Origin of the sequence: Rhizobium aouanii (assembly GCF_037002925.1) — a bacterium.
GTDB lineage: Bacteria > Pseudomonadota > Alphaproteobacteria > Rhizobiales > Rhizobiaceae > Rhizobium > Rhizobium aouanii.
In genome coordinates, this window is sequence record NZ_JBAMYD010000021.1 from 47,702 (window position 1) to 68,882 (window position 21,181).

A 21,181-nucleotide genomic window follows, 5' to 3' on the forward strand; every position below is an offset into this window, starting at 1 on the left:
GCAGATCTGAAGTTCAGATTTAAGCCGGAGCCGCCGAAACAGATAGAGACAACGAACAAGGCAGGGATTTTCCATGTCCGCTCACCCACGCATCTCTGCGATCACCGATCGCATCGTCGAACGCTCGAAACCAACCCGCGAGCGTTATCTCGAACGCCTGCGCACTGCCGCCTCGCAGGGCGTGCAGCGCTCGGTGCTCGGCTGCGCCAACCTCGCCCATGGCTTCGCGGTCTGTTCCCCCGCCGACAAGGATGCGCTTGCCGGCGACCGCATCGCCAATCTCGGCATCATCACCGCCTATAACGACATGCTCTCGGCCCACCAGCCGTTCGAGACCTATCCGGCGATCATACGTGAGGCAGCCGCCCAGGCAGGCGGCGTGGCGCAGGTGGCCGGCGGCGTGCCGGCGATGTGCGATGGCGTCACCCAGGGACAGCCGGGCATGGAGCTCTCGCTCTTCTCGCGCGACCTGATCGCCATGTCGGCGGGCGTCGGCCTGTCGCACAACATGTTCGATGCCGCCCTCTTCCTCGGCGTCTGCGACAAGATCGTGCCGGGCCTGGTGATCGCAGCCCTGTCCTTCGGGCACCTGCCGTCGATCTTCGTTCCGGCCGGCCCGATGACCACAGGCCTGCCGAACGACGAGAAGTCGCGCGTGCGCCAGCTCTTCGCCGAGGGCAAGGTCGGACGCGCCGAACTGCTGGAGGCGGAATCGAAATCCTATCACGGTCCTGGCACCTGCACCTTCTACGGCACCGCCAATTCCAACCAGATGCTGATGGAGATCATGGGCTTCCACATGCCCGGCTCCTCCTTCATCAATCCCGGCACGCCGCTGCGCGAAGCGCTGACGCGCGAGGCCGCCAAGCGGGCGCTTGCAATCACCGCGCTCGGCAACGAATTCACCCCGGCGGGCGAGATGATCGACGAGCGCTCGGTCGTCAACGGCGTCGTCGGCCTGCATGCGACCGGCGGTTCGACCAACCACACGCTGCACCTCGTCGCCATGGCGCGGGCAGCCGGCATCCAGCTCACCTGGCAGGACATTGCCGAGCTTTCGGAAATCGTCCCGTTGCTTGCCCGCGTCTATCCGAACGGACTTGCCGACGTGAACCATTTCCAGGCGGCCGGTGGCATGGGCTTCCTCATCAAAGAACTGTTGAAGCACGGCCTGGTGCACGACGACGTGCGCACCGTCTTCGGCCAGGGTCTCGCAGCCTATACGGTCGACGCCCGTCTCGGCGAAAACGGCGCCGTCCTGCGCGAGCCGTCGCCTGATAAGAGCGTCGATCCCAAGGTGCTCTCCAGCATCGAGACGCCGTTCCAGGCGAATGGCGGTCTGAAGATGCTGCGCGGCAATCTCGGCAAGGCGGTCATCAAGATATCGGCCGTCAAGCCGGAGCGCCACATCATTGAGGCGCCGGCAATTATCTTCCATAGTCAGCAGGAGCTGCAGGAGGCTTTCAAGGAAGGCAAGCTCAACCGCGATTTCATCGCCGTCGTGCGCTTCCAGGGCCCGAAGGCGAACGGCATGCCGGAGCTGCACAAGCTGACGCCGCCGCTCGGCGTGCTGCAGGACCGCGGCTTCCGCGTGGCGTTGCTCACCGATGGTCGCATGTCGGGCGCATCCGGCAAGGTGCCGGCGGCGATCCACGTCACCCCGGAAGCGGTCGACGGCGGTCCGATCGCCCGCATCCGCGAGGGCGACATCATTCGCCTGGACGCGATTAAGGGCACGCTAGAGCTGCTCGTCGATGCGGCCGACATGGCCGAGCGTGAACCTGTCGTCGTCGATCTTTCCGACAATGAATTCGGCATGGGCCGCGAGCTCTTCGCACCGTTCCGCCGCGCCGTCGGACCTTCGGACCAGGGTGCCAGCGTGCTCTTCCACCACTGAGCGTGGTCACTGGAGACAGACAAAAACCCACGGGGGGCGCGCAGCACACCCCGTGGGTTTTTGATTTCAGTCGGATGGTCCCTCAGGCGCGGATATCGAGAACGTAGTCGCGGTGCGCCGGATGGGTGCTGTAGACGAAGATCTTATTCAGCTCCTTCTGCGTCAGCAGGCGCAGGAAGCGAACTTCCACCGTGTTGTTGGCGTTGACCTTCATCAGCAGGCAGCCGACCTTGGTGATGCGGGCATCCGGAATATCCAGATAGAACTGCTTCGGCAGGTTGAACTGGGTCAGGATAGCGAGTGTCGCGCTGCTCATCGAGATCCGAACAATGTCGCAGCGGCGCGAGGCCGCATGCATGACGCCCTTTTCCGTATATTCGATGCGCGCGGCATTCATCGTGTCCTCCATCTTGAACCGCACCTCGCGGTCGTACATGAAGGATTCTTCCTTGCTCAGGAAATGAGATTTTGGCTGTGACGGATTGGAAGCGGCCACGTGCTTATCCCCCTCATAAATTGACCAGGAAAAGGTAGCAGCCGATCTTTAACAGAAAGTGAGAATTTGGCCCGTCCCGCGCAATTCTTGGGATGATCACCCCAAAAATGGCCGCCTCATTTCCGGTAGGTGTGGCCGGTCGCGTCAAACAGATGCAACTTCTGCCTGTCGGCGGCAAACCGCATCCTCTGGCCCTTCTTCACATCGTAGATGCCGGGTAGCTTGACGACGATCGGCTCGCCCGGCACCAGGCCCTCGATATAGAGCAGCGTCACTTCGCCGAGCGCTTCGACGATCGACACTTCACCTTCGAAAAGATAGTCGGCGCCGTCGGCAACCCCAAGATCCTCCGGACGAACGCCGAAGCTTGCCTGCTTGCCCATTTCGGACGCATCGGTCGCCACATCGAGCGTCACCGACATGCCGCCGGTCAGCGTCACCGTCGTCTGGCTTCCAGTCCCGGCGATCGTCGCCGGGATGATGTTCATCGCCGGCGAACCGATGAATTTCGCGACGAAAAGATTGGCCGGCCGCTCGTAGAGCTCCAACGGCGCGCCGACCTGCTCGATATTGCCGGCGGAGAGAACGACGATGCGGTCGGCGAGCGTCATCGCCTCGACCTGGTCGTGGGTGACGTAGATCATCGTCGTATCAGCCATCTGTTCGTTCAGACGGGCGATCTCGATGCGGGTCGCGACGCGCAGCGCGGCATCGAGGTTGGAGAGCGGCTCGTCGAAGAGGAAGACCTTGGGATCGCGGCAGATGGCGCGGCCGATCGCCACGCGCTGGCGCTGGCCGCCGGAAAGGGCCTTCGGCAGGCGACCGAGATATTGGGTCAGCTGCAGGCTCTCGGCCGCCGCTTTGACGCGGCGATCGATTTCCTGCTTGCTTTCGCCGGCGATCTTCATGCCGAAAGCCATGTTGTCGAAGACGGTCATGTGCGGGTAGAGCGCATAGGACTGGAAGACCATGGCGATGCCGCGCTTGGAGGGCGGCACGTCATTGACGAGATGGCCATCGATATACATCTCACCGCCGGTGATCGCCTCGAGACCGGCGATCATGCGCAGAAGCGTGGACTTGCCACAGCCGGACGGACCGACGAAGACGATGAATTCTCCCTGCTTGATATCGAGGTCGATCCCGTGGAGAACATCCACGGAACCGTAGGATTTGCGGATATCCTTCAGCGTCAGTCCAGTCATTTCTCTCTCTCCCCTGCGTTCTTTAGGCAAGACGGGCGAAATACGCCCCCCAAGCCGGAATATCGATCTTGTCGCCATAGTTGTTGCTCGTAAAGCCGTGGCCCGTCAACGCCTGCCATTCTCCCGCAGGCAGGATGACGGCGGCCTCGGCCGGGCTCATGTTGAAGATGCAGAGCAGTTTCTCATTGCCGTATTCACGGGTGAAGACCAGCGTATCGCCCTGCGCCACCTCGAATTCGATCTCGCCCTTGGCAAAAGCCGGGTGCAGCTTCCGGAAGGCGATGAAGCGGCGGTAGTGCTCGAGCACCGAAGTCTCGTCGCCCAGTTGGACGCTGACCGCGCGCAGGATATGCTCGACCGGCACCGGCAGCCACGGTTTTACCGTCGAGAAGCCGCCCTGGGCGACTTGGCTATCCCAGACCATCGGCGTGCGGCAGCCGTCGCGGCCCTTGAATTCCGGCCAGAATTGAATGCCATAGGGATCCTGGAGATCCTGATAGGCGAGATCGGCCTCCGTCAATGCCAATTCCTCGCCCTGATAGAGGCAAACGGAGCCGCGGAGCGTCAACAGCAGAGAGGCATAGAGCTTGGCGAAGGCGTCATGATCGGCGACCATCCCGCCCCAGCGGCTGACATGGCGCATGACGTCGTGATTGGAGAAGGCCCAGCAGGCCCAGCCATCGGGTGCGGCGGCTTCGAAATCCTCCATCACCTCCTCGACGCGCTCCGGCGTCAGCGGATCGGGCGCCAGGAACTCGAAGGCATAACACATATGCATCTTGTCGTTGCCGGAGGTGTATTCGCCGACGATTTCGAGGCCGCGCTGGCTGTCACCGACTTCGCCGACGGCGGCGATCGCCGGGAATTCCTCGAGAACGGCGCGGAAGCGCTTCAGGAAGGCAAGGTTTTCCGGCCGGTTCTTGTCGTAGATATGCTCCTGGAAATTGTAAGGATTGACCGCCGGCGCCGTCGAGGCGTTGCGCCGTTCGGGCGCAAGCGCCGGATTGTCGCGCAGCTGCGTGTCGTGGAAATAGAAATTGATGGTGTCCAGGCGGAAGCCGTCGACGCCGCGATTGAGCCAGAAGCGCACGACATCGAGCAGACGGTCCTGCACCTCCGGGTTATGCAGGTTCATGTCCGGCTGCGAAGTCAGGAAATTGTGCATGTAATATTGCATGCGCGTCGGATCCCACGCCCATGCCGAGCCGCCGAAGATCGACAGCCAGTTGTTCGGCGGCGTGCCGTCCGGCTTGGCGTCGGCCCAGACATACCAGTCGGCCTTGGCGTTGGTCTTGCTGGAGCGGCTTTGCACGAACCAGGGGTGCTGATCCGAGCTGTGGGAGATGACGAGGTCGATCATCACGCGGATGCCGAGGCGATGGGCCTCGGCGATCATCGTGTCGAAATCCACCAGCGTGCCGAAGATCGAATCGACGTTCTCGTAATCGGAAACGTCATAACCGAAATCGCGCATCGGCGAGGTGAAGAAGGGCGAGATCCAGATCGCATCGACGCCAAGGCTTGCCACATGTGGCAGGCGGGCGGTGATGCCTTTCAGGTCGCCAATGCCGTCGCCGTTCGAATCCTGGTAGGAGCGCGGGTAGATCTGGTAGATCACCGCGCCGCGCCACCAGTCCTTGTCGGGGGTCGAGATCGAATGGGAAGCCACGTTCATGGAATATCCTGTTTGAAGTCACGTTCGGGAATGGTCAGCCTCCCTTGACCGAACCCGCCAGCAGACCGCGCACCAGGTAACGCTGAAGCCCGAAGAAGACGAGCAGCGGCACGATGATGGTGACGAAGGCTGACGCCGTCAAAATCTCCCAGTTGCCGCCGCGCGAGCCGAGCAGCGCGTTCAGGCTGCCGGTCAGCACGATGTGGTCTTTGTCGGTGCCGAGGAAGACCATGGCGACGAGCAGGTCGTTCCACACCCACAGGAACTGGAAGATGGCGAAGGAGGCGAGTGCCGGGAAGGACAGAGGCAAAACGATGCGGGTAAAGATCTCGAAATCGCTCGCGCCGTCGACGCGGGCGGATTCGATGATCTCCTTCGGCAGGCCGGCGATATAGGCTCGCAAGAGATAGATGGCGAGCGGCATGCCGAAAGCGGTATGGGCCAGCCAGATGCCGGGATAGGTCTTCGACGGCTGGCCGAGCATGCCGCCGATCTCGTTGTAGAGGCGCAGCAGCGGGATCAGGGACATCTGCAGCGGCACGACGATGAGGCCGACGACGAGCGCAATCAGCAGCGCTCGACCGGGAAACTCCATCCAGCTGAGCGCATAGGCGGCGAAAGCGGCAATCAGGATCGGGATGATCGTCGCCGGGATCGTCACGGTCAAAGAGTTGATGAAGGACTGGCCGATGCCCTCGCCGGTCAGAACCGTCTTGTAGTTCTGCAGCGTGAATTCCGGCGGCGCCGAGACGGATGCATAGATGCGCCGCGGGCGTTGGTCGGGCGAAAAGGCGGCGTTCTTCACATAGCGATAACTGCCGTCGCTGTTGATCTGCAAGGTTTCACCGTCGCCGAGATCGGCCGTCATCCCGGCGTCGAACGCTGCAGGCTGCTGCACGCGATTGCCGAAGGCCTTGACTGAACGGCCGGTCTGTCCTTCCAGGACATTGCCTGAGATGACGTAGGTGGTGCCTTTTTGCCGTTGCTGGTCCGGCGTGCCCAAGCGCACGGCGACGGTCTGCGTCGAGCCGACGAAGGCCGTCCACCAACCGGAGACGACAATCTGGTCCTTGTCGCGCAACGCACTGACGAAGATGCCGAGCGTCGGTATGAGCCAGACGATGACGATCAGCAAAACGGCGAGGTGGACGAAGAGACGGGCGGGGCCGATCTTGAAGTAGCTTCCGATAGCGGTCATCTCAGTGGCCCTTCAATTCGCGATTGGCGCGGCGCACGTTCCAGACCATGATCGGCGTGACGGCGAGCATGATGATGATGGCGATGACCGCACTTCGGCCGGAATCGCCGCCGCCGCGGAACATCCAGTCGAACATCAGGTTCGCCAGCACCATCGTCTGCCATTGGCCGTTGGTCATCGTCAGCACGATGTCGAAGACCTTGAGGACGAGGATGGTAATCGTCGTCCAGACGACGGCGATGGAGCCCCAGATCTGCGGCACCATGATGCGCCAGAAGATCTGCCAGCCATTGGCGCCGTCGATGACGGCGGCTTCGATCGTCTCTTCCGGAATGCCGCGAAGAGCCGCCGACAGGATGACCATGGCGAAACCGGTCTGGATCCAGATCAGGATGATCATCAGGAAGAAGTTGTTCCAGAAGGGAATGGAGATCCACACCTCCGGCGTGCCGCCGAAGGTCTGGACGATGGCGTTCAGCAGGCCGATCTGGACGTCATTGCCGCCGCGATATTCATAGATGAATTTCCAGATGACCGAGGCGCCGACGAAGGAGATCGCCATCGGCATGAAGACGATGCTCTTGGCAATATTGCCCCACCAGATGCGATCGGTCATCACGGCGATGACGAGGCCGAAGAAGGTGCAGGCAGCCGGCACCACGGCGAGCCAGAGGATGTTGTTGAAGATCGACTGGCGGAATTCGCGGTCGCCGAGCGCCCATTTGTAGTTGGCGAGGCCGACGAACTGCAGACCGGCACGGTCGTAGAAGGAGAGGATGAAGGTCGCAACGACAGGATAGACGAGATAGACGATGAGCAGGAAGAGCGCCGGGCCGATGAACAACCACGGCCGGACAAGTGCACGCCGGTTCAGATTGCGCGATGCGGCGCGAATGTCGCCATCTTTCACCGGCAGAGCCAGATCCAGTATCTTGTTCGAAAAATAGAAATAGGCCGAGCACGCGACAACGGCGACGACCACGACGCCCAAAGCGGACACTATCTGCGACAGCATTTCGTCCCTCCCCTGCTTCCCCTGATCTTATTCCGATCGGTTTTTAATTCTGACGGGTCGACCCCGGTCACCGTCAATCTCTTTGATTGCCTGATCGCAATATATCCTGCGATGGCCGGGCTCTTTGCGAGCCCGGCCAGTCATGCAAGCCATGCCGCCGGCAAGCCGGCGGCATAGTTTTGAAAGATTACTTGATGCCGTCCCAGGCGCTCTGGATTTCGCCTGCAGCCTCTTCAGCGGACTTGCCACCGACGAAATCGACCATGCCGGTCCAGAAGGCGCCGGCGCCGATCTTGCCCGGCATCAGGTCGGAACCGTCGAAGCGGAAGGTGGTGGCGGAGGTCAGGATATCGCCTTCCTTCTTCATCTGCGGGTTGGCATAGGCTTCGGTGCTGACGCCCTTATACGGCGTCAGGAAGCTCGACTGCGCCATCCAGACCTCATGGGCGATCGGGGTCTTCAGGAAGTCGATGAAGGCGCGAGCCGCCTTCGAGTCCTTAGTGATCGAGACGAGCGTGCCGGCGCCCAGAACCGGCTTGCCGAGTTCGGGATGCGAAGCAAAGGTCGGCATGTAGAAGAAGTCGGCATCCTGACCGAGCTTCGTGCCTTCAGGGAAAAAGGACGGAATAAACGAGGCCTGATGGTGCATGTAGCACTTCGGCGGAACCGCGAAGAGGCCCTTCGGGCTGTCGCGGAAATCGGTCGATGCCACGGCCGCGACGCCACCATCGACGTATTTCTCGTTCTTGGCAAACTTGCCGAACTCTTCGATCGCGGCAACGACGGCCGGATCGGTGAACTTCAGCTCATTGGTCGTCCACTTGTCGTAGGCTTCCGGCGGCTGCATGCGCAGCATGATGTCCTCGACCCAGTCGGTCGCCGGCCAGCCGGTGGCGCCGCCGGAACCGAGACCGATGCACCAGGGAACGCCGCCGTCGTTGACGATCTGGTCGGTCAGGGCATGCAGCTCTTCCATGGTCGTCGGGATCTTGTAACCGGCTTCCTCGAAGTTCTCCGGAACGTACCAGACGAGTGACTTGACGTCGGCCTTGTAAGGGAAGGCGTAGAAGGCTTCCTTGCCGTCCTTGCCCTTGTAGGTGCCGTAACCGACCCAGCTGTCGCCGGCGCCGTAATTGTCCTTGATCCACTTGGAGTTGTCGTCGCCGAGCGGCGTCAGAAAGCCCTTGCTGGCGAGATCGGCAAAGAGGCCCGGCTGCGGCAGAACGGCGATGTTCGGCGGCGAGCCCGCCTGCGTGTCGATGACGATCTGCTGTTCGTAATTTTCGGAAGAGGAGTATTTGGCATCGATGCCGGTGGCTTCGGTGAAGTAGGCAAGCACGCTCATGAAGAACGCCTCGTCCTCGCCGCGCCACGGCCCGAAGATCGTCAGCGGCTGGCCCTTCAGATCAGCATGAGCAGCCTTGAATTCGTCATAGCTCTTCCAGTTGAACTTGGAATCCTCTCCCGGCGCAAATTTCAGATCGGCCGCGGACGCAGCACCGGCAAAAAGCGCCGCAACGGCAACGCCCATCAAAAATGACTTTTTCATGTGATCAACCTCCCATCACAATCCCAACCGCGCCGAATTCCTTTTAAGAGAATTTCAAAGCGCTTTGACACTCAACTCATTCCACTTTCGGTGGAATGGAGTCAAGTCAATTCGCGAAAATGCGCTGTGAACATGCCAGATATCGCGGCCTTTCGCTGCGCAAAGGCGCCTATCGGGAAATATGGAGCGATTTTTCTTGAGTCAAGCGCGCCAGATGATACATAATTGAAAGCGCTTTGGATGCCACTGGGAGGCGGCAGGTCTTTTCAAGACGGCTGACGGGCGGGGCCGGGAGGAAGCATAGCAGGTGAATCTCAAACAGCTATCGGAATTGCTGGGGCTGTCTCAGACGACGGTGAGCCGGGCGCTCAACGGCTATCCCGAGGTCAATGAGGCGACCCGGGAGCGCGTGCTTCAGGCTGTCAAGGAAACCGGATACAGACCGAACAAGGCGGCGCAGCGGCTTGCGACCGGCAAGGCAGGCTCGATCGGCCTCGTCATGCCGACGGCGCCCGGCCACCAGTCCGACGTGCATTTCGGTGAATTCCTGGCCGGGCTCGGCGAAGAGGCCGTGCGCCACGATTTCCACTTCGTCATCATGCCGGCCGACCCGGATGACGAGGTGGCGGCGCTGCGCCGCCTTGCGATCAGCGGCAATGTCGATGCCCTGTTCGTCGCCTATATGCGCGCCCACGACCCGCGGCTCGCCATGCTGAAATCGCTCTCCATGCCCTATGTCGTGCACGGCCGCTCCTTCGATTCGGAGCCGGATTATCCCTATCTCGACATCGACAATGAAGGCGCCTTCTACGATGCGACACGGCTCCTGCTGCAGCTCGGTCATACGCGCTTTGCGCTGATGAACGGGCCGATGCATCTCGATTTCGCCATCCGCAGGAAGAACGGCGTCATATCAGCCCTCCTCGAGCGCGGGCTCGCGCTCGAGGAGGGTTGCATGAGCCACGCGCTGATGACGGACGAACAAGGCCTGCTGGCGATGGAACATTTCCTGCAATTGCCGGAGCGGCCGACGGCGATCCTCTGCTCCAGCACGGTGCTGGCGCTCGGCGCGATCCGCGCGGTCAACCAGGCGGGATTGCGGCTCGGCGAGGATATCTCGCTGATCGCCCATGACGACGTGTTGCCGCTGCTGAAGCCGGAAAATTTCTCGGTGCCGCTGACGACCACGCGCTCTTCACTGCGGGCGGCCGGCGTGCGTATCGCGCAGCGGCTGATCGGCACGGTGAAGCATGCCGGCCCCTTCCCCGACCAGGAGCTCTGGAAGACCGAGTTGATCGTCAGGGCCTCGACCGGCCCTGCCCCGCGGCCGTAATCAAAACTGGGGCGGCGTCTGCCCGGCAGCGCGATGAGCGGCGATCAGGGTGTTGGCCATCAGCATGGCGATGGTCATCGGCCCGACGCCGCCGGGAACCGGAGTGATGGTGCCGGCGACCGCTGAGACCTCCTCGAAGGCGACGTCGCCGACGAGCCGGGTCTTGCCCTCGCCTCTTTCGGGGGCTGCCACCCGATTGATGCCGACGTCGATGACTGTCGCACCGGGCTTGACCCAATCGGCCCTGACCATCTCCGGCCGGCCAACGGCGGCCACCAGGATATCGGCGTTACGGCAGACCTCGGCGAGATTCTTGGTCCTGGAATGGGCGATCGTCACCGTCGCATTGGCGTTGAGCAGCAATTGCGCCATCGGCTTGCCGAACAGGTTGGAGCGACCGATGACGACGGCGTTGAGGCCGGAGAGATCCTCGCCGTGGGTGCGGCGGACGAAGACCATGGCGCCGGCCGGGGTGCAGGAGACCAGTCCGGTCTTCAGGTCGCCGGTGGCGAGCTTGCCGGCATTGACGACGCTCAGGCCGTCGACATCCTTTTCCGGCAGGATCGACTGGATGATCGCCTCGCTGTCGAGCGGCTTCGGCAAGGGCAGCTGCACCAGAATGCCGTGGATCGACGGATCGGCGTTGAGGGTGGCGACGAGAGCTGCCAGATCCTCCTGCTTCGTTTCCGCCGGCAGCGTGTGCTGAACGGATTTGAAGCCGCACTCCTTGGCCATGCGGCCCTTGGAGCCGACATAGGCGTGGCTTGCCGGGTCGTCGCCGACGATGACGACCGCAAGGCCGGTGGTGACGCCGCTGCTCTTTTCCAGCGCCGCCGTCGCACTCTTGACCGTCTGAATGACCGATGCAGCTACGTTCTTTCCGTCGATTACTGTCGTCACGCGTCTCTCCGCCCTGTTTCGCGTCAATCTATGGATAGTTGACGAGCATCAAATGCTCGCTAACGCCCTATCCTGTCGGAAAGCAGCAATGCAATATCAAAAATGCAAGGAAATGTTCGTTCAACGCGGCTGCCGCGCTTCAAGCGCATGAACACGAAGCCGGTCGCGCAGGCCGGAGATTTCGGAGCGCAGCACCTCCATTTCGTCGACAGGCGCGGGGTCCTGCGCGGGGGTCGACGGCGGAGCCTGCGGCCGGGATACCGGCATTTTCTCGCTTGCGGAATCAGCGACAGGTCTGCGAAGCCGGAGCAGGAAAGCCGCGGCAAAGCCTATCGCAAGGCCCACGACTGCGCCCATCAGCGAGCGGCCGATCCGGCCATCCGTTGCCGATACCACTGTCGCCAGCGCCGGCTTCAGGAGAACGACACGACCGTTAGCGGCCGTTTCCACCGCTGCGGACGTCGCCTCTTCAAGGCGCGAGCGGGCGGCATTCGCCTTTTCCGTGAGTTCGGTCAGGCGTGACAAATCGACGCCGGTATCGCGGCTCTGGGCGATCAGCGTGTTGCGGCGGTCGTTCAGACTCTTGCGCGCATCGACGGCGGCCTTGGCGGCGAGGTTGGCGGTCTGGGCAAGACGGCTGAGCTCCTTGCCCATATTCTCCTTGAGACCGTTCGTTTCGGCTTGCTGCTGCAAGAGGCGCGGATGGCGCGGGCCGAGCTCGGCCGAAAGCTGCGCAAGCGCTGTCTTGGCGACGGCATACTTGTCGCGCCAGTCCTGCAGCACCGGCGAGAGCATAACGGCGGGGAGCGAACCGTCGAGGACCTCCGCAAGTTTTGCGGCCTTGAGCCGGTCGGCCTGCGCCTTTGCGGCAAGAATGTTCTGGTCGGCCGCTTTCAGATCGGCATCGAGCCGGTCGATCTGACGGCGGAGATCGATCGCCACCTTGACATTGCCTTCGCCGCTCTTTGCCGTGAAAGCGGCAAGCTCTGCTTTTGCCTCGTCATGGGTTTTGCGCAAGGCAACATCGGTTTCGACGTTGCCGCCGGCTCCGTCTGCTGCGGAAACCGTTTCGGCAAGCCTTGCGGCGATGCGCATGGATTTGCCGCTGTCGCCGGTCGTCACCCTGACGAGGATGGTCCCGGCGGCGGCATCGGGCAGTATCTCGACTGCATGTTTCAGCGTCACCTCGGCGCGGGAGGCCGGATCGGCAGCAGCACCGGTCGCCGAGAGGAGATCGAGCGCGACGCCGAGCGCATTGGCGCTGGCGCCGGCAAATTCGGGATCATGATCGAGTTTCAGGGTGGCAACCGTCGAAGCAACCACCCGCGCCGACAGCAGCCCTTTCGCCGCGGCCTGGGTGAAGGCAGCGCGGCTTGCGGCATCGCTCTTCACCGCAAGCGTCGCCTCGGCACGGTAGAGGGCCGGCGAAGCCGGCATCAGCGCCGGCAAGCCCGCGCCGATCATCGTCGCGGCGGCCACCGTCATCGCACGGCCGATCCCGCTTGCCCGACGCCGCGGCGCTACCGGCCGGAGCTCGGCGGGTTCTTCACGGATCGCGGCCAGCGGTTCCGGTGGGATCATCGGCTCGTCGGCCGGAACGCTCAGCTCTTCATCGCCCGCCGGCCCCTGAAGAAGCGGATGGCCGACGTCATTGGCGGCCCGGAGACGGTTGCCGAGGATGGTTTCGATGCGGTCGACCAGTGGTGCGGTGCGCGCCGCTCTTGCGCGCTGTTCTTCCAGCGCGCGGCCGATGGCGCGCAGCAATTCGGCCTCGGGTGGCGCGATATCAGGCCGGCTCGACCGAAGCGCCCTGTAGGAATCGTCATGGGGGCGCGGCCCTGCGGCTGCGCGATCCTGGAAGCTGTTTCTGGCCCTGATATCGTACATTGCGCCACATCTCATGCACATGATGGCCGAGTTCGCTCATCCGCACGGATGCAGATGATTAAGCCACTCTAAACATTCATGGCAAAGAAATGGTTAACCGCAGCAGGCGAGAACTGAGGTCAGCTCGCCTTCTTATGCTCCGACCGCGGCTGCAACGCGCTGCCGTGCTCTTCCGGATGGCTGAGGATCCTTTCGCGCCGGCGGAAACGGTAGCGCAGGACATGGAAGAGGAATACCGGGATGCCGATGATGTAACGGCGCCAGAGGCGCGTCGGCTCCTGCAGCAGGCGATAGGCCCATTCCAGGCGCATCATCCGCACCGTCTTCGGCGCACGCGGGACGGCGCCGGAGACGAAGTCGAAGAGAGCGCCCACCGTCAACACCAGCCGCGCATGATCGGCGCGGATATGATCGTGAACCCATTTCTCCTGCAGCGGCGTTCCCATGCCGACGATCAGGATATCGAGCTTCTGGCGCTCAAGCTCCTCGATGACATCAGTTGGTTCGGCCTTGTCGAAATAGCCGTCCGAAACGACGACGAATTCATGCCAGGGCGTGTGCTTGCGGAAATTTTCGGCCGCCGCCTCGACGACCGAGCGCGTGCCGCCGATGAGACCGATGCGCCGCGGAGCCTCCATGAAGGTCAGGAAAGCCGGCACGAAATCGGTGCCATTCAGATTGGCCGGAAACGGCGCGCCATGGGCGATCTGCGATGCGATGTTGAGGCCGATACCATCCGGCAGCACCAGATTGTGCGACATGATCCGATAATATTCGTCGTCGCGTAGCGTCGTCAGCATGTTATGGGCGTTGACGAAGCAAACCACGGTCTGGCCGACGGGAATGGAGGCCAGCTCGTTAATGAAAACGAGGGCGTCGTCCCAGCCGAGATCGCAGACCGGCAGATCGAAGATCGTCCGCCGCGATGCGAGCACCGCGAAGTTTGCAATCAGATTCATTCCTACCTCCTGCCGAGGGTGCTGCATGCGCCCGACATCCCGGAAAACAAGCCCACATTTCCGCACCGGAGGTCTCGAAAGGACCGGTTGCGTCCCGCCGGTGCGCGTCGCTCCGATCCCGGATAAGCGGCGCATGCCAAGCTGTGAGACCTGATATAACAGGACGGCTTCAAACAACCCTTAGGAAAATTCCTTGAATTTCCATGCTCGTATAAGTCGTTTATTAACCACGCGCGTCCATTGACAAACGGCGCCTTGCGGCGCCGTTTGTCATCGATGATCGAATGATGTCTAAAGCATGTGCAGCGGTTTTGCGACAACGACACGCGTAAAACAAAGACCTAAAGCGCGAGGAGCGAATCTGAAAGATCGCGACGCGTTTTAGTGGGCCGCTGGCGCCGGTGCTTCGGTCGCTGGTGCGGTCTCGACGATCTTGACGGGTGCGCCCACCTTCTTCGGCTGACCGGCGGAGCTTTCCTTGACGTCTTCCTTGGAGAGATAGTCGAGCTGCTCCAGCATCACGTCGGCGACGTATTCGCCGCCGAGGCGCTCGTTCATGCCCTTCTTGATCTCCTCGCGGAAAGCCTTCGGATCGAAGGATTTGATGTGGGCGATATCGACCATCTTGTTGCCGACCAGCAGGCTGAAAAGCTCGTCCGTCGTCATCTCGCTCAGCGGCAGCGTCACGCCTTTCAGCATGTCCTTGTTCATCATGAACGAAACGCGGCCGAGGAAATAACCGGTGATCGCACCGTTGCCGATGATCGGCACTGTGATCGTTTCACCCTTCACCAGTTCAAGCGCGCTCTGCTTGGAATCCGTTGCTGCGGGCGCCGGCGCGGTCGCCAGGTACACCGAGAAATAGACCGATGCCAAGGTGATGGCGCAAACCCAGACACCGGTGAGGACGAGCTTGATCATCAGTTTCCACGCGCGGCGAATTGTTCCTGGGAATAGGTGCCGTCGGCGTCAGCGTCCTGAACTGCGTTCTTCAGCAGGTCGGCGACAGCGCGAACCGCTTCGAGATGCGCCTCGACGCGACGGGCATTGAGAACCAGCTTCTTCTTCAGGCCGTGTAGTTGATCGAGATGGGCAGCGGCAAGCTCGGCCGGATCGGTATCGCGGAAAAGCATCGACAACTCGTAGAGGCAGCGGCTCTTATGCGCATTGGAGACCTTGAGATCGAACTGCGGGTCGTTGCCGATCCGGGTGTTCTCATTGTCGATGATCATTTCGAGGCGTCCGAGAACGGATTTGATCCTGTATTCGTTCGAAATTATTTCCATGGTACCCTCGGTTATGCTTCGCTTAGAGCATGATGCCAAAAACGTACGCGGTTTTCGGACGACAGCATGCTCTAACTGTTAATTGGAACGGGATTCGATTTTTTTTGGCCAACCGGCCTAAGATCATCCTGTTCTATCGGTCTTGGCTTCGGCGGTCGGCGTGCCAAAGGTCTTGCGCTGGAAGTCGTCGATCATGCTGAGCGCGGTATTGCGGTCATCGTCATCGGTCGAGGCATTGACGATCTTGCCTTCCTGCCGGCGCAGAAGTTCGCTGTACATCTGCTTGGCAATGCCGATGCCGTCACCCTTGGCCATGACGTTGCCGAGCTGTTCGGCCATCATACCTTTCCAGATATCGCCGGTCGCGCCCTTGCCGTAGACCTCTTCGCTTTCGCTCGGCAGCATGGACTTGACGAAATTCTGCAGGACCATGGCCTCGAACTTCCGGTAGCTTTCCGGAACTTCCTCGGTTTTGGTGCGGTTCTGGACGTTGGCGAGGCCGCTCTTCTGGCCGACATGATCGAGAACGTCGACCGTATTGGAGAAGCCCTTGCCATTTTCGGCGAGACTCGTTGCGGCAAAGGCCGCACGATTTGCCTTCAATTTTTCCTGGGCCGCCTGAACCTCCATGGGGTCGGCAGCTTTGACAACGTCCAGGACCAGATCACTGGGGGGCGAAATAGCCACGTTACAATCCTCTGAATTTAAGATCGTAACGACTATGGTTTTTGAAGCTTGCTGGAGGCTGGCGTTGCGAATTGCTGGTCGATGACATCGTAGACGGCATTGTCATCGGCCTCGCGGCGCTCGACTTCGAGGGCTTCCTTCATGCCGTCTTCGAGGCGGTCGCCCTTGGCGCGCTCGCGCGTCAGCCGCATCTCGTGGATCTGCTGCATGCCGGTCAGCTGCTGGTCCTTGATGGTGAGTCTGCCGAATCGGTCGGCGTAATTCTGCGAGAAGGCGTGGTGGACGGGGTCCATCGAGCCGAGCGCGAGGATGACGTCGTCCATCGCCACATTGACCTCGACACGCTGGCGGCTGGTTTCGGCCAGGTCGTTCTCGGCCATTCTTTCGATATGCCGCTGCACCGAGAGCAGCCGCTTGAGCTTCTGGGAGCGCTTCCTTTCGATCATATCAGCCTCATCGCCCGATATAGATTGAGCCGAAGGACTGGCCGAACTGGCTGACCATCGCCGCAATCGAGAAATAAATCAGGAAGAGCCCGCCCATCAGCAGATAGGGCGTGGAAATGAAGTAGACCGGGATCTGCGGCGCCAGCTTGTTGATGAAACCGATCGAGACGTTGAAAATCAGGCCGTAGATCAAAAAGGGGCTCGCCAGCCGCAGCATGATGTAGGTGGTCTGCTCCAGCGTGTCGGTAAAAGAGATCAGCGTCGCGCGCATCTGCATCATGCCTCCGAATGGCATGGTCGTGTAGGAATCGATCAGCGCGCGGAAGACGATGTGATGGAAGTCCATGATGAAGAGGATCATCATGCCGGCAAAGGTGATAAAGGCCGACAGGCTGGTCTCCGGCGTGTCTTCGAGGATGTCGGCGGAACCCGGCTGGGTGTAGCCGACCATCATGGCGGTGATCGAGGCAGCGAACTGCATGCCGAGCGTGTAGATCCTCGCCAGCATGCCATACATCACGCCGATCAGCGATTCGCTGAAGATCAGGCCGATATAGGTTCCGGCACCGGTGTGAACGGCCGGATAGACAGTATCCCAGAGCAACGGCATGACGGCGATCGAGAGCGCGCTGGCGATGAAGACGCGCAGCTGTGCGGGCACGCGCGCCGAGGAAAAACCCGGAAGAGCCAGCACACAGCCACCGATCCGGCAGAAAACCAGAAACAGCGCGAGAACGGTCCCTTGCGGGTCTGTCATCATGAAATAGAGCCCAAAATCTTTATCTCGATGCCCTTGGCCAGTTCGACATGCGACAGGACCGGGAGCGTGGCGAACAGCCTCTCGATGATCATGCGCACATAGGAGCGTGTTTCCGGCGACGTGACAAGTGCGAATGGCAGACCGCGATCCATGAACTCACGGATAACTTTGGTGGCCTGTTCGCTGAACTCCTCCAGGCTGCGCGGATCGATGTCGAATTCGATCACCTCGCCCTTGGCGTCGCGCTTCAGCGCCTGGTGGAAAGCCAGATCCCATTTGCTGCCCAGCCGCAGCACGCGCAGCACGCCGTTATCGGCGAGATCGCCGCAAAGCTGCTGGGCCATGCGGATGCGGACATGCTCGACGATCTGCTCGGTCTTCCTGACATGCGGGGCAAGCTCGGCCACCGCCTCGAGAATGAGGTGCAGGTTGCGGATCGAGACACGTTCGGCGAGCAGCAGCTTGAGCACTGCCTGCAGGCCGGAATAGGACATGTGCGACGAGCAGATCTCGTCAGCGAGCTTCTTGTATTCGGGGTCGAGCCGATCGATCAGCACCTTGACGTCCTTATAGGACAGCAGCTGCGGCAGGTTGTTGCGGATGACCTCGCTCATATGGGTCAGCACGACGGAGACATTGTCGATCGGCTGGAAGCCCTCGCGCTTCAGATCGTCGGCGAAGTTTTCGAGGATGGAGACGGCAGGCATGCCGAAAGCGGGTTCGCGGATTTCGTCGCCGGGAATGCTCGGCCGGCGGCCAGCGCCGGTGACCACGAGGACTTCGCCGACGCGCAGCAGGTTGGAAGCGACCGTCGTGCCATGGATGCGGATCTGGTAGGACTTCTCGGCGATGGCGATATCGTCCGTCACCTTGATCTCGGGCACGACGAAGCCGTATTGGGTGGCGAACTTCTTGCGCATCTTGCCGACGCGGAAGGCGAGCTCCTGGTGGGCGCCGAGCAGGCGCGTCGAGACCATCTTGCCGAGTGCGAGCTCGATTTCGGAGGTGCGCAGCACCGCCTTGACCGAATCCTTTTCCAGCTCCTTGTTCTGGACGACCTTCTTTTCTTCCTGCTCGCGGCGAAGCATGTTCTCTGCCTCGACCTGACGTGGGATGAACCAGGCGCCGAAGGCGAGAAGACCGCCGAGGACCACGAAGGGGATAAACGGCAGACCCGGCATCAGGGCCAGGATGAACATCAGCACCGCCGAGACGGAAAGCGCACGGGGATAACCGCTCAACTGGTTGACGACCGCCTGGTCGGTGGAGCCGGTGGTGCCGCCGCGGGAGACGAGAAGGCCGGCGGCGAGCGAGACGATGAGAGCCGGCATCTGGGAGACGAGGCCGTCGCCGACGGAGAGCTTGACGAAAACGTCAGCGGCTTCGCCGATCGGCATGCCGTGGCGGAAATAGCCGATGATGATGCCGCCGAAAATGTTGATGCAGGTGATGATCAGGCCGGCGACGGCATCGCCGCGCACGAATTTCGACGCACCGTCCATCGCACCGAAGAAGGAGCTTTCCTCCTCCAGCTCCCTGCGCCGGCGCTGAGCTTCCCTCTCGTCGATGATGCCGGCCGAAAGATCGGCGTCGATCGACATCTGCTTGCCGGGGATCGCATCCAGGGTGAAACGCGCGCCGACTTCGGCGATACGCGTGGCGCCCTTGGTGATGACGATGAAGTTGATGGTGATGAGGATCAGGAAGACGATCAGGCCGATGACGAAATCGCCGGACATCACCAGGCTTGCAAAACCGGCGATGACGCCGCCAGCTGCGTCATGGCCTTCATTACCGTGGGACAGGATCACGCGTGTCGTCGCGATGTTCAGCGCCAGCCGAGTCATCGTCGCGATCAGCAGAATGGTCGGGAATGACGAGAAATCGAGCGGTTTCTGGATCCACAGCGCGACCATCAGGATCAGCACCGAGAAAGCGATCGAGAAGGCCAGTCCCATATCGATCAGGAACGGCGGGATCGGCAGGAAGAGAATGCAGATGATGCCGATGATGCCGAGGGCAAAACCGACATCGCGCAGGTTCGGGGCGACTTTTGGAAGGGGGAGTGCAGGTGGTTGCGCCATGACGATTCCGTCTCTTCATGAGAGGAGGCGGACATGCGGCCCGCCCAATTCGGATCGAGAATTAAATGGCGAAGCTTGCGCGAAGGTGGCTCAGAGCGGTTCAGCTTCTCATGGAAGCGTAGAACCGCTCTAACCTTTTGTTTCTACGCAATCCCGGACGCAAAACCGCAGCGCACTTTTGCTGGAATTGCTCTAGAAACCGGACTGGATGCGCGAGAAGACCAGATTGGTGAAAATCGAGATCTGCGAGCCGACGAAGGGTGCCGTGACGCCGACGGTGATCAGCACCGCCACGATCTTCGGCACGAAGGTCAGTGTCGCTTCCTGCACCTGGGTCAGCGCCTGGATCAAGGCAATGACGAGACCCACCACCATCGCCGCGATGACGGCGGGACCGGCGGCAATCAGGACGGTCCAGATCGCCGCCTGAAACAGATCCAATGCATCAGCTTCATTCATCCGAAGGCAACCTCATATCGCCTTGAAGCGGCCCCGCCGTGGCCGGATCGCCATTGATTGGTATCACCGAGCTATGCGACGCACCGGCGCCGTGGGTATCAGGTATCGCTGGTCGGCGCCTTGTCGGCAATGGTGATTCCCGCCTGCACGAGTATATTACCGCCATCCGTGGTCGTCGCTATGATTCCGTCCGAATAAACCTTGACGGATTCGATGGTGCCTTTGACGGTGCCGTCGGCGCTTTCCATGTATTTTCCGACGTAGCTGCTGGCTTGGGTGAGGCTCGAGCTTGCGAGCAGCGTGTCCAGCTTGGTGTTGGTCTGGATCGTCTGCTCGACCTGCGAGAAGCTCGCCAACTGCGACATCTGCTCGCTGGCATCCATCGGATCGGTCGGATCCTGGTTCTTCATCTGCGCGATGAGCAGCTGAAGGAAATTGTCGTAGTTCAGCGTCGCCTTCGTCTGGGCCGTGCTCGTCGTGCTTGTCGTGCTCGACGTGCTCACGCTCGATGTTGCATCTACCGCCATGGTGCAATCTCCCTGCGAATCTGCTCGACCATCGTCGGCGGCATTTCGTGGTTGTTGAGGATATTGTCTTCGATCGCGTAGAGGCCGCGGATCGCCTTGAGCGCGTCGAAGGCGCGGCCCGTCGAGACGAGCGCATCGATGCGCTTCAGTTCGGCGAGAATCTCCTCGTTCTTGAAGCAGGAAAGCAGCATGGTGATCGACTTGCGGAACAACGCCGTCGAGTGGTCCTTGCCCTCGGGGTTGATGAGGATCATCTGCGCGATGAAATAGAGCTGACGCAGCGGCGTCGTGGCGCCCTCCGGCTGGAGGACGTGGTTTTCGAGAAGGAACGTCACATCATTCAGGAATTCCAGCGCGACCTTGCGGTCGACGCGCAGGACGGCGCCGTTGATGAAGATTCTTTCTCCGGCTTTCAGAGAAATGCGAAGTGTACTTTTCATTTAAGTCCATCCCTGATGATGGTGGTAACGTCGATGATGCCCTGGTAGTTATTAGACTGACGTTTTCTGATCCTGTCGCATTCCTTCAATATCCAGATCGCGATCGAGATGAGGTTGGCCCTCAGCCCGATCTCCAGCTGGTTGTCGGGATGTTTGAGATCCTCGATGAAGCTGATCCACACCCGGCGTGTATAAAACAGGGCTTCAATGGCTTCCCGGCCGTATTTTTCCTTTTCGCGCGCCGCCGCCAGCAGGTCTATGGACCGGTCAAGAACCTGCCATTCCCGCTCTTTCGCGTCGGCCACCGAGTCCTGCATGACTTCGGCATATGAGAACTGATACATTCATGCATCCTTCTTTATTGCGCGCCTTTGATCA

21 protein-coding genes are annotated in these 21,181 nt (G+C 61.1%); 2 read left to right on the plus strand and 19 right to left on the minus strand.

All coding sequences use genetic code 11. The annotated features are described in order from the left end of the window. The first annotated feature begins 73 nt into the window (after positions 1–73). Positions 74–1,897: a phosphogluconate dehydratase gene (gene edd / locus V8P77_RS29525; protein WP_335915709.1), complete on the plus strand. Its 1,824-nt coding sequence runs from the start codon at positions 74–76 to the stop codon at positions 1,895–1,897. Positions 1,898–1,979: 82 nt separating this feature from the next. Here edd and V8P77_RS29530 read toward each other — a convergent pair whose 3' ends face one another. The 6 genes from V8P77_RS29530 to V8P77_RS29555 all read right to left on the minus strand — a co-directional run bounded on the left by V8P77_RS29530 (position 1,980) and on the right by V8P77_RS29555 (position 9,035). Next, a complete protein-coding gene (locus V8P77_RS29530; protein WP_335915711.1) occupies positions 1,980–2,333 on the minus strand; it encodes a hypothetical protein in 354 nt (117 codons plus the stop codon). Between the two features lie 176 nt (positions 2,334–2,509). Next, on the minus strand, positions 2,510–3,598 hold the full coding sequence (locus tag V8P77_RS29535) for an ABC transporter ATP-binding protein (RefSeq protein ID WP_335915713.1): 1,089 nt from the start codon (positions 3,596–3,598) through the stop codon (positions 2,510–2,512). 22 nt (positions 3,599–3,620) lie between these two features. Next, positions 3,621–5,273, minus strand: coding sequence for a beta-galactosidase BglA (bglA, locus tag V8P77_RS29540; protein ID WP_335915715.1), 1,653 nt, complete (start codon positions 5,271–5,273; stop codon positions 3,621–3,623). A 34-nt stretch (positions 5,274–5,307) separates the two neighbouring features. Continuing rightward, the gene (locus tag V8P77_RS29545) at positions 5,308–6,471 is read right to left on the minus strand and encodes a carbohydrate ABC transporter permease (protein WP_335915716.1); all 1,164 of its coding nucleotides are present in this window, start codon (positions 6,469–6,471) and stop codon (positions 5,308–5,310) included. 1 nt (position 6,472) lies between these two features. Continuing rightward, positions 6,473–7,486 carry a carbohydrate ABC transporter permease gene (locus V8P77_RS29550; RefSeq protein ID WP_335915717.1) on the minus strand — a complete coding sequence of 338 codons (1,014 nt, stop codon included), beginning with the start codon at positions 7,484–7,486 and terminating at the stop codon, positions 6,473–6,475. Between the two features lie 187 nt (positions 7,487–7,673). Beyond that, positions 7,674–9,035 carry an ABC transporter substrate-binding protein gene (locus tag V8P77_RS29555; RefSeq protein WP_335915719.1) on the minus strand — a complete coding sequence of 454 codons (1,362 nt, stop codon included), beginning with the start codon at positions 9,033–9,035 and terminating at the stop codon, positions 7,674–7,676. Between the two features lie 307 nt (positions 9,036–9,342). Between V8P77_RS29555 and V8P77_RS29560 the strand changes: the two genes are divergently transcribed. After that, entirely contained in the window at positions 9,343–10,368 is a 1,026-nt protein-coding gene (locus V8P77_RS29560) for a LacI family DNA-binding transcriptional regulator (RefSeq protein ID WP_335915720.1), read from the plus strand. Here V8P77_RS29560 and folD read toward each other — a convergent pair whose 3' ends face one another. From folD to flaF, 13 genes are all read right to left on the minus strand, one after another. Next, positions 10,369–11,268, minus strand: coding sequence for a bifunctional methylenetetrahydrofolate dehydrogenase/methenyltetrahydrofolate cyclohydrolase FolD (gene folD, locus V8P77_RS29565; RefSeq protein ID WP_335915722.1), 900 nt, complete (start codon positions 11,266–11,268; stop codon positions 10,369–10,371). A gap of 120 nt (positions 11,269–11,388) precedes the next feature. Next, complete coding sequence (locus V8P77_RS29570; protein WP_335915723.1) at positions 11,389–13,155, minus strand: succinoglycan biosynthesis protein exop; 1,767 nt, start codon at positions 13,153–13,155, stop codon at positions 11,389–11,391. Between the two features lie 119 nt (positions 13,156–13,274). Beyond that, positions 13,275–14,114, minus strand: coding sequence for a WecB/TagA/CpsF family glycosyltransferase (locus V8P77_RS29575; RefSeq protein ID WP_335915724.1), 840 nt, complete (start codon positions 14,112–14,114; stop codon positions 13,275–13,277). A 381-nt stretch (positions 14,115–14,495) separates the two neighbouring features. Beyond that, complete coding sequence (locus tag V8P77_RS29580) at positions 14,496–15,035, minus strand: hypothetical protein (RefSeq protein ID WP_335915726.1); 540 nt, start codon at positions 15,033–15,035, stop codon at positions 14,496–14,498. Next, positions 15,035–15,400, minus strand: a complete 366-nt coding sequence (locus tag V8P77_RS29585) for a hypothetical protein (protein WP_003545575.1) — start codon at positions 15,398–15,400, stop codon at positions 15,035–15,037. The genes V8P77_RS29580 and V8P77_RS29585 overlap by 1 nt, the downstream gene beginning before the upstream one ends. A gap of 123 nt (positions 15,401–15,523) precedes the next feature. Beyond that, positions 15,524–16,087 carry a rod-binding protein gene (locus tag V8P77_RS29590; protein WP_335915728.1) on the minus strand — a complete coding sequence of 188 codons (564 nt, stop codon included), beginning with the start codon at positions 16,085–16,087 and terminating at the stop codon, positions 15,524–15,526. Between the two features lie 32 nt (positions 16,088–16,119). Next, positions 16,120–16,533: a hypothetical protein gene (locus V8P77_RS29595; RefSeq protein WP_072639630.1), complete on the minus strand. Its 414-nt coding sequence runs from the start codon at positions 16,531–16,533 to the stop codon at positions 16,120–16,122. 7 nt (positions 16,534–16,540) lie between these two features. Beyond that, positions 16,541–17,293 (minus strand): flagellar biosynthetic protein FliR, encoded by a 753-nt coding sequence (locus V8P77_RS29600; RefSeq protein WP_335915729.1) that lies wholly within the window; start codon positions 17,291–17,293, stop codon positions 16,541–16,543. Further along, the gene (gene flhA / locus V8P77_RS29605) at positions 17,290–19,377 is read right to left on the minus strand and encodes a flagellar biosynthesis protein FlhA (RefSeq protein WP_077977635.1); all 2,088 of its coding nucleotides are present in this window, start codon (positions 19,375–19,377) and stop codon (positions 17,290–17,292) included. The genes V8P77_RS29600 and flhA overlap by 4 nt, the downstream gene beginning before the upstream one ends. Before the next feature lie 192 nt (positions 19,378–19,569). Continuing rightward, the gene (fliQ, locus tag V8P77_RS29610) at positions 19,570–19,836 is read right to left on the minus strand and encodes a flagellar biosynthesis protein FliQ (protein WP_009992823.1); all 267 of its coding nucleotides are present in this window, start codon (positions 19,834–19,836) and stop codon (positions 19,570–19,572) included. Positions 19,837–19,934: 98 nt separating this feature from the next. Next, on the minus strand, positions 19,935–20,363 hold the full coding sequence (flgD, locus tag V8P77_RS29615) for a flagellar hook assembly protein FlgD (RefSeq protein WP_130786431.1): 429 nt from the start codon (positions 20,361–20,363) through the stop codon (positions 19,935–19,937). Continuing rightward, positions 20,354–20,803, minus strand: a complete 450-nt coding sequence (flbT, locus tag V8P77_RS29620) for a flagellar biosynthesis repressor FlbT (RefSeq protein WP_003556571.1) — start codon at positions 20,801–20,803, stop codon at positions 20,354–20,356. Before flbT ends, flgD begins: the two co-directional genes overlap by 10 nt. Continuing rightward, positions 20,800–21,147, minus strand: coding sequence for a flagellar biosynthesis regulator FlaF (gene flaF, locus V8P77_RS29625; RefSeq protein WP_003556569.1), 348 nt, complete (start codon positions 21,145–21,147; stop codon positions 20,800–20,802). The genes flbT and flaF overlap by 4 nt, the downstream gene beginning before the upstream one ends. Between the last annotated feature and the right edge of the window lie 34 nt (positions 21,148–21,181).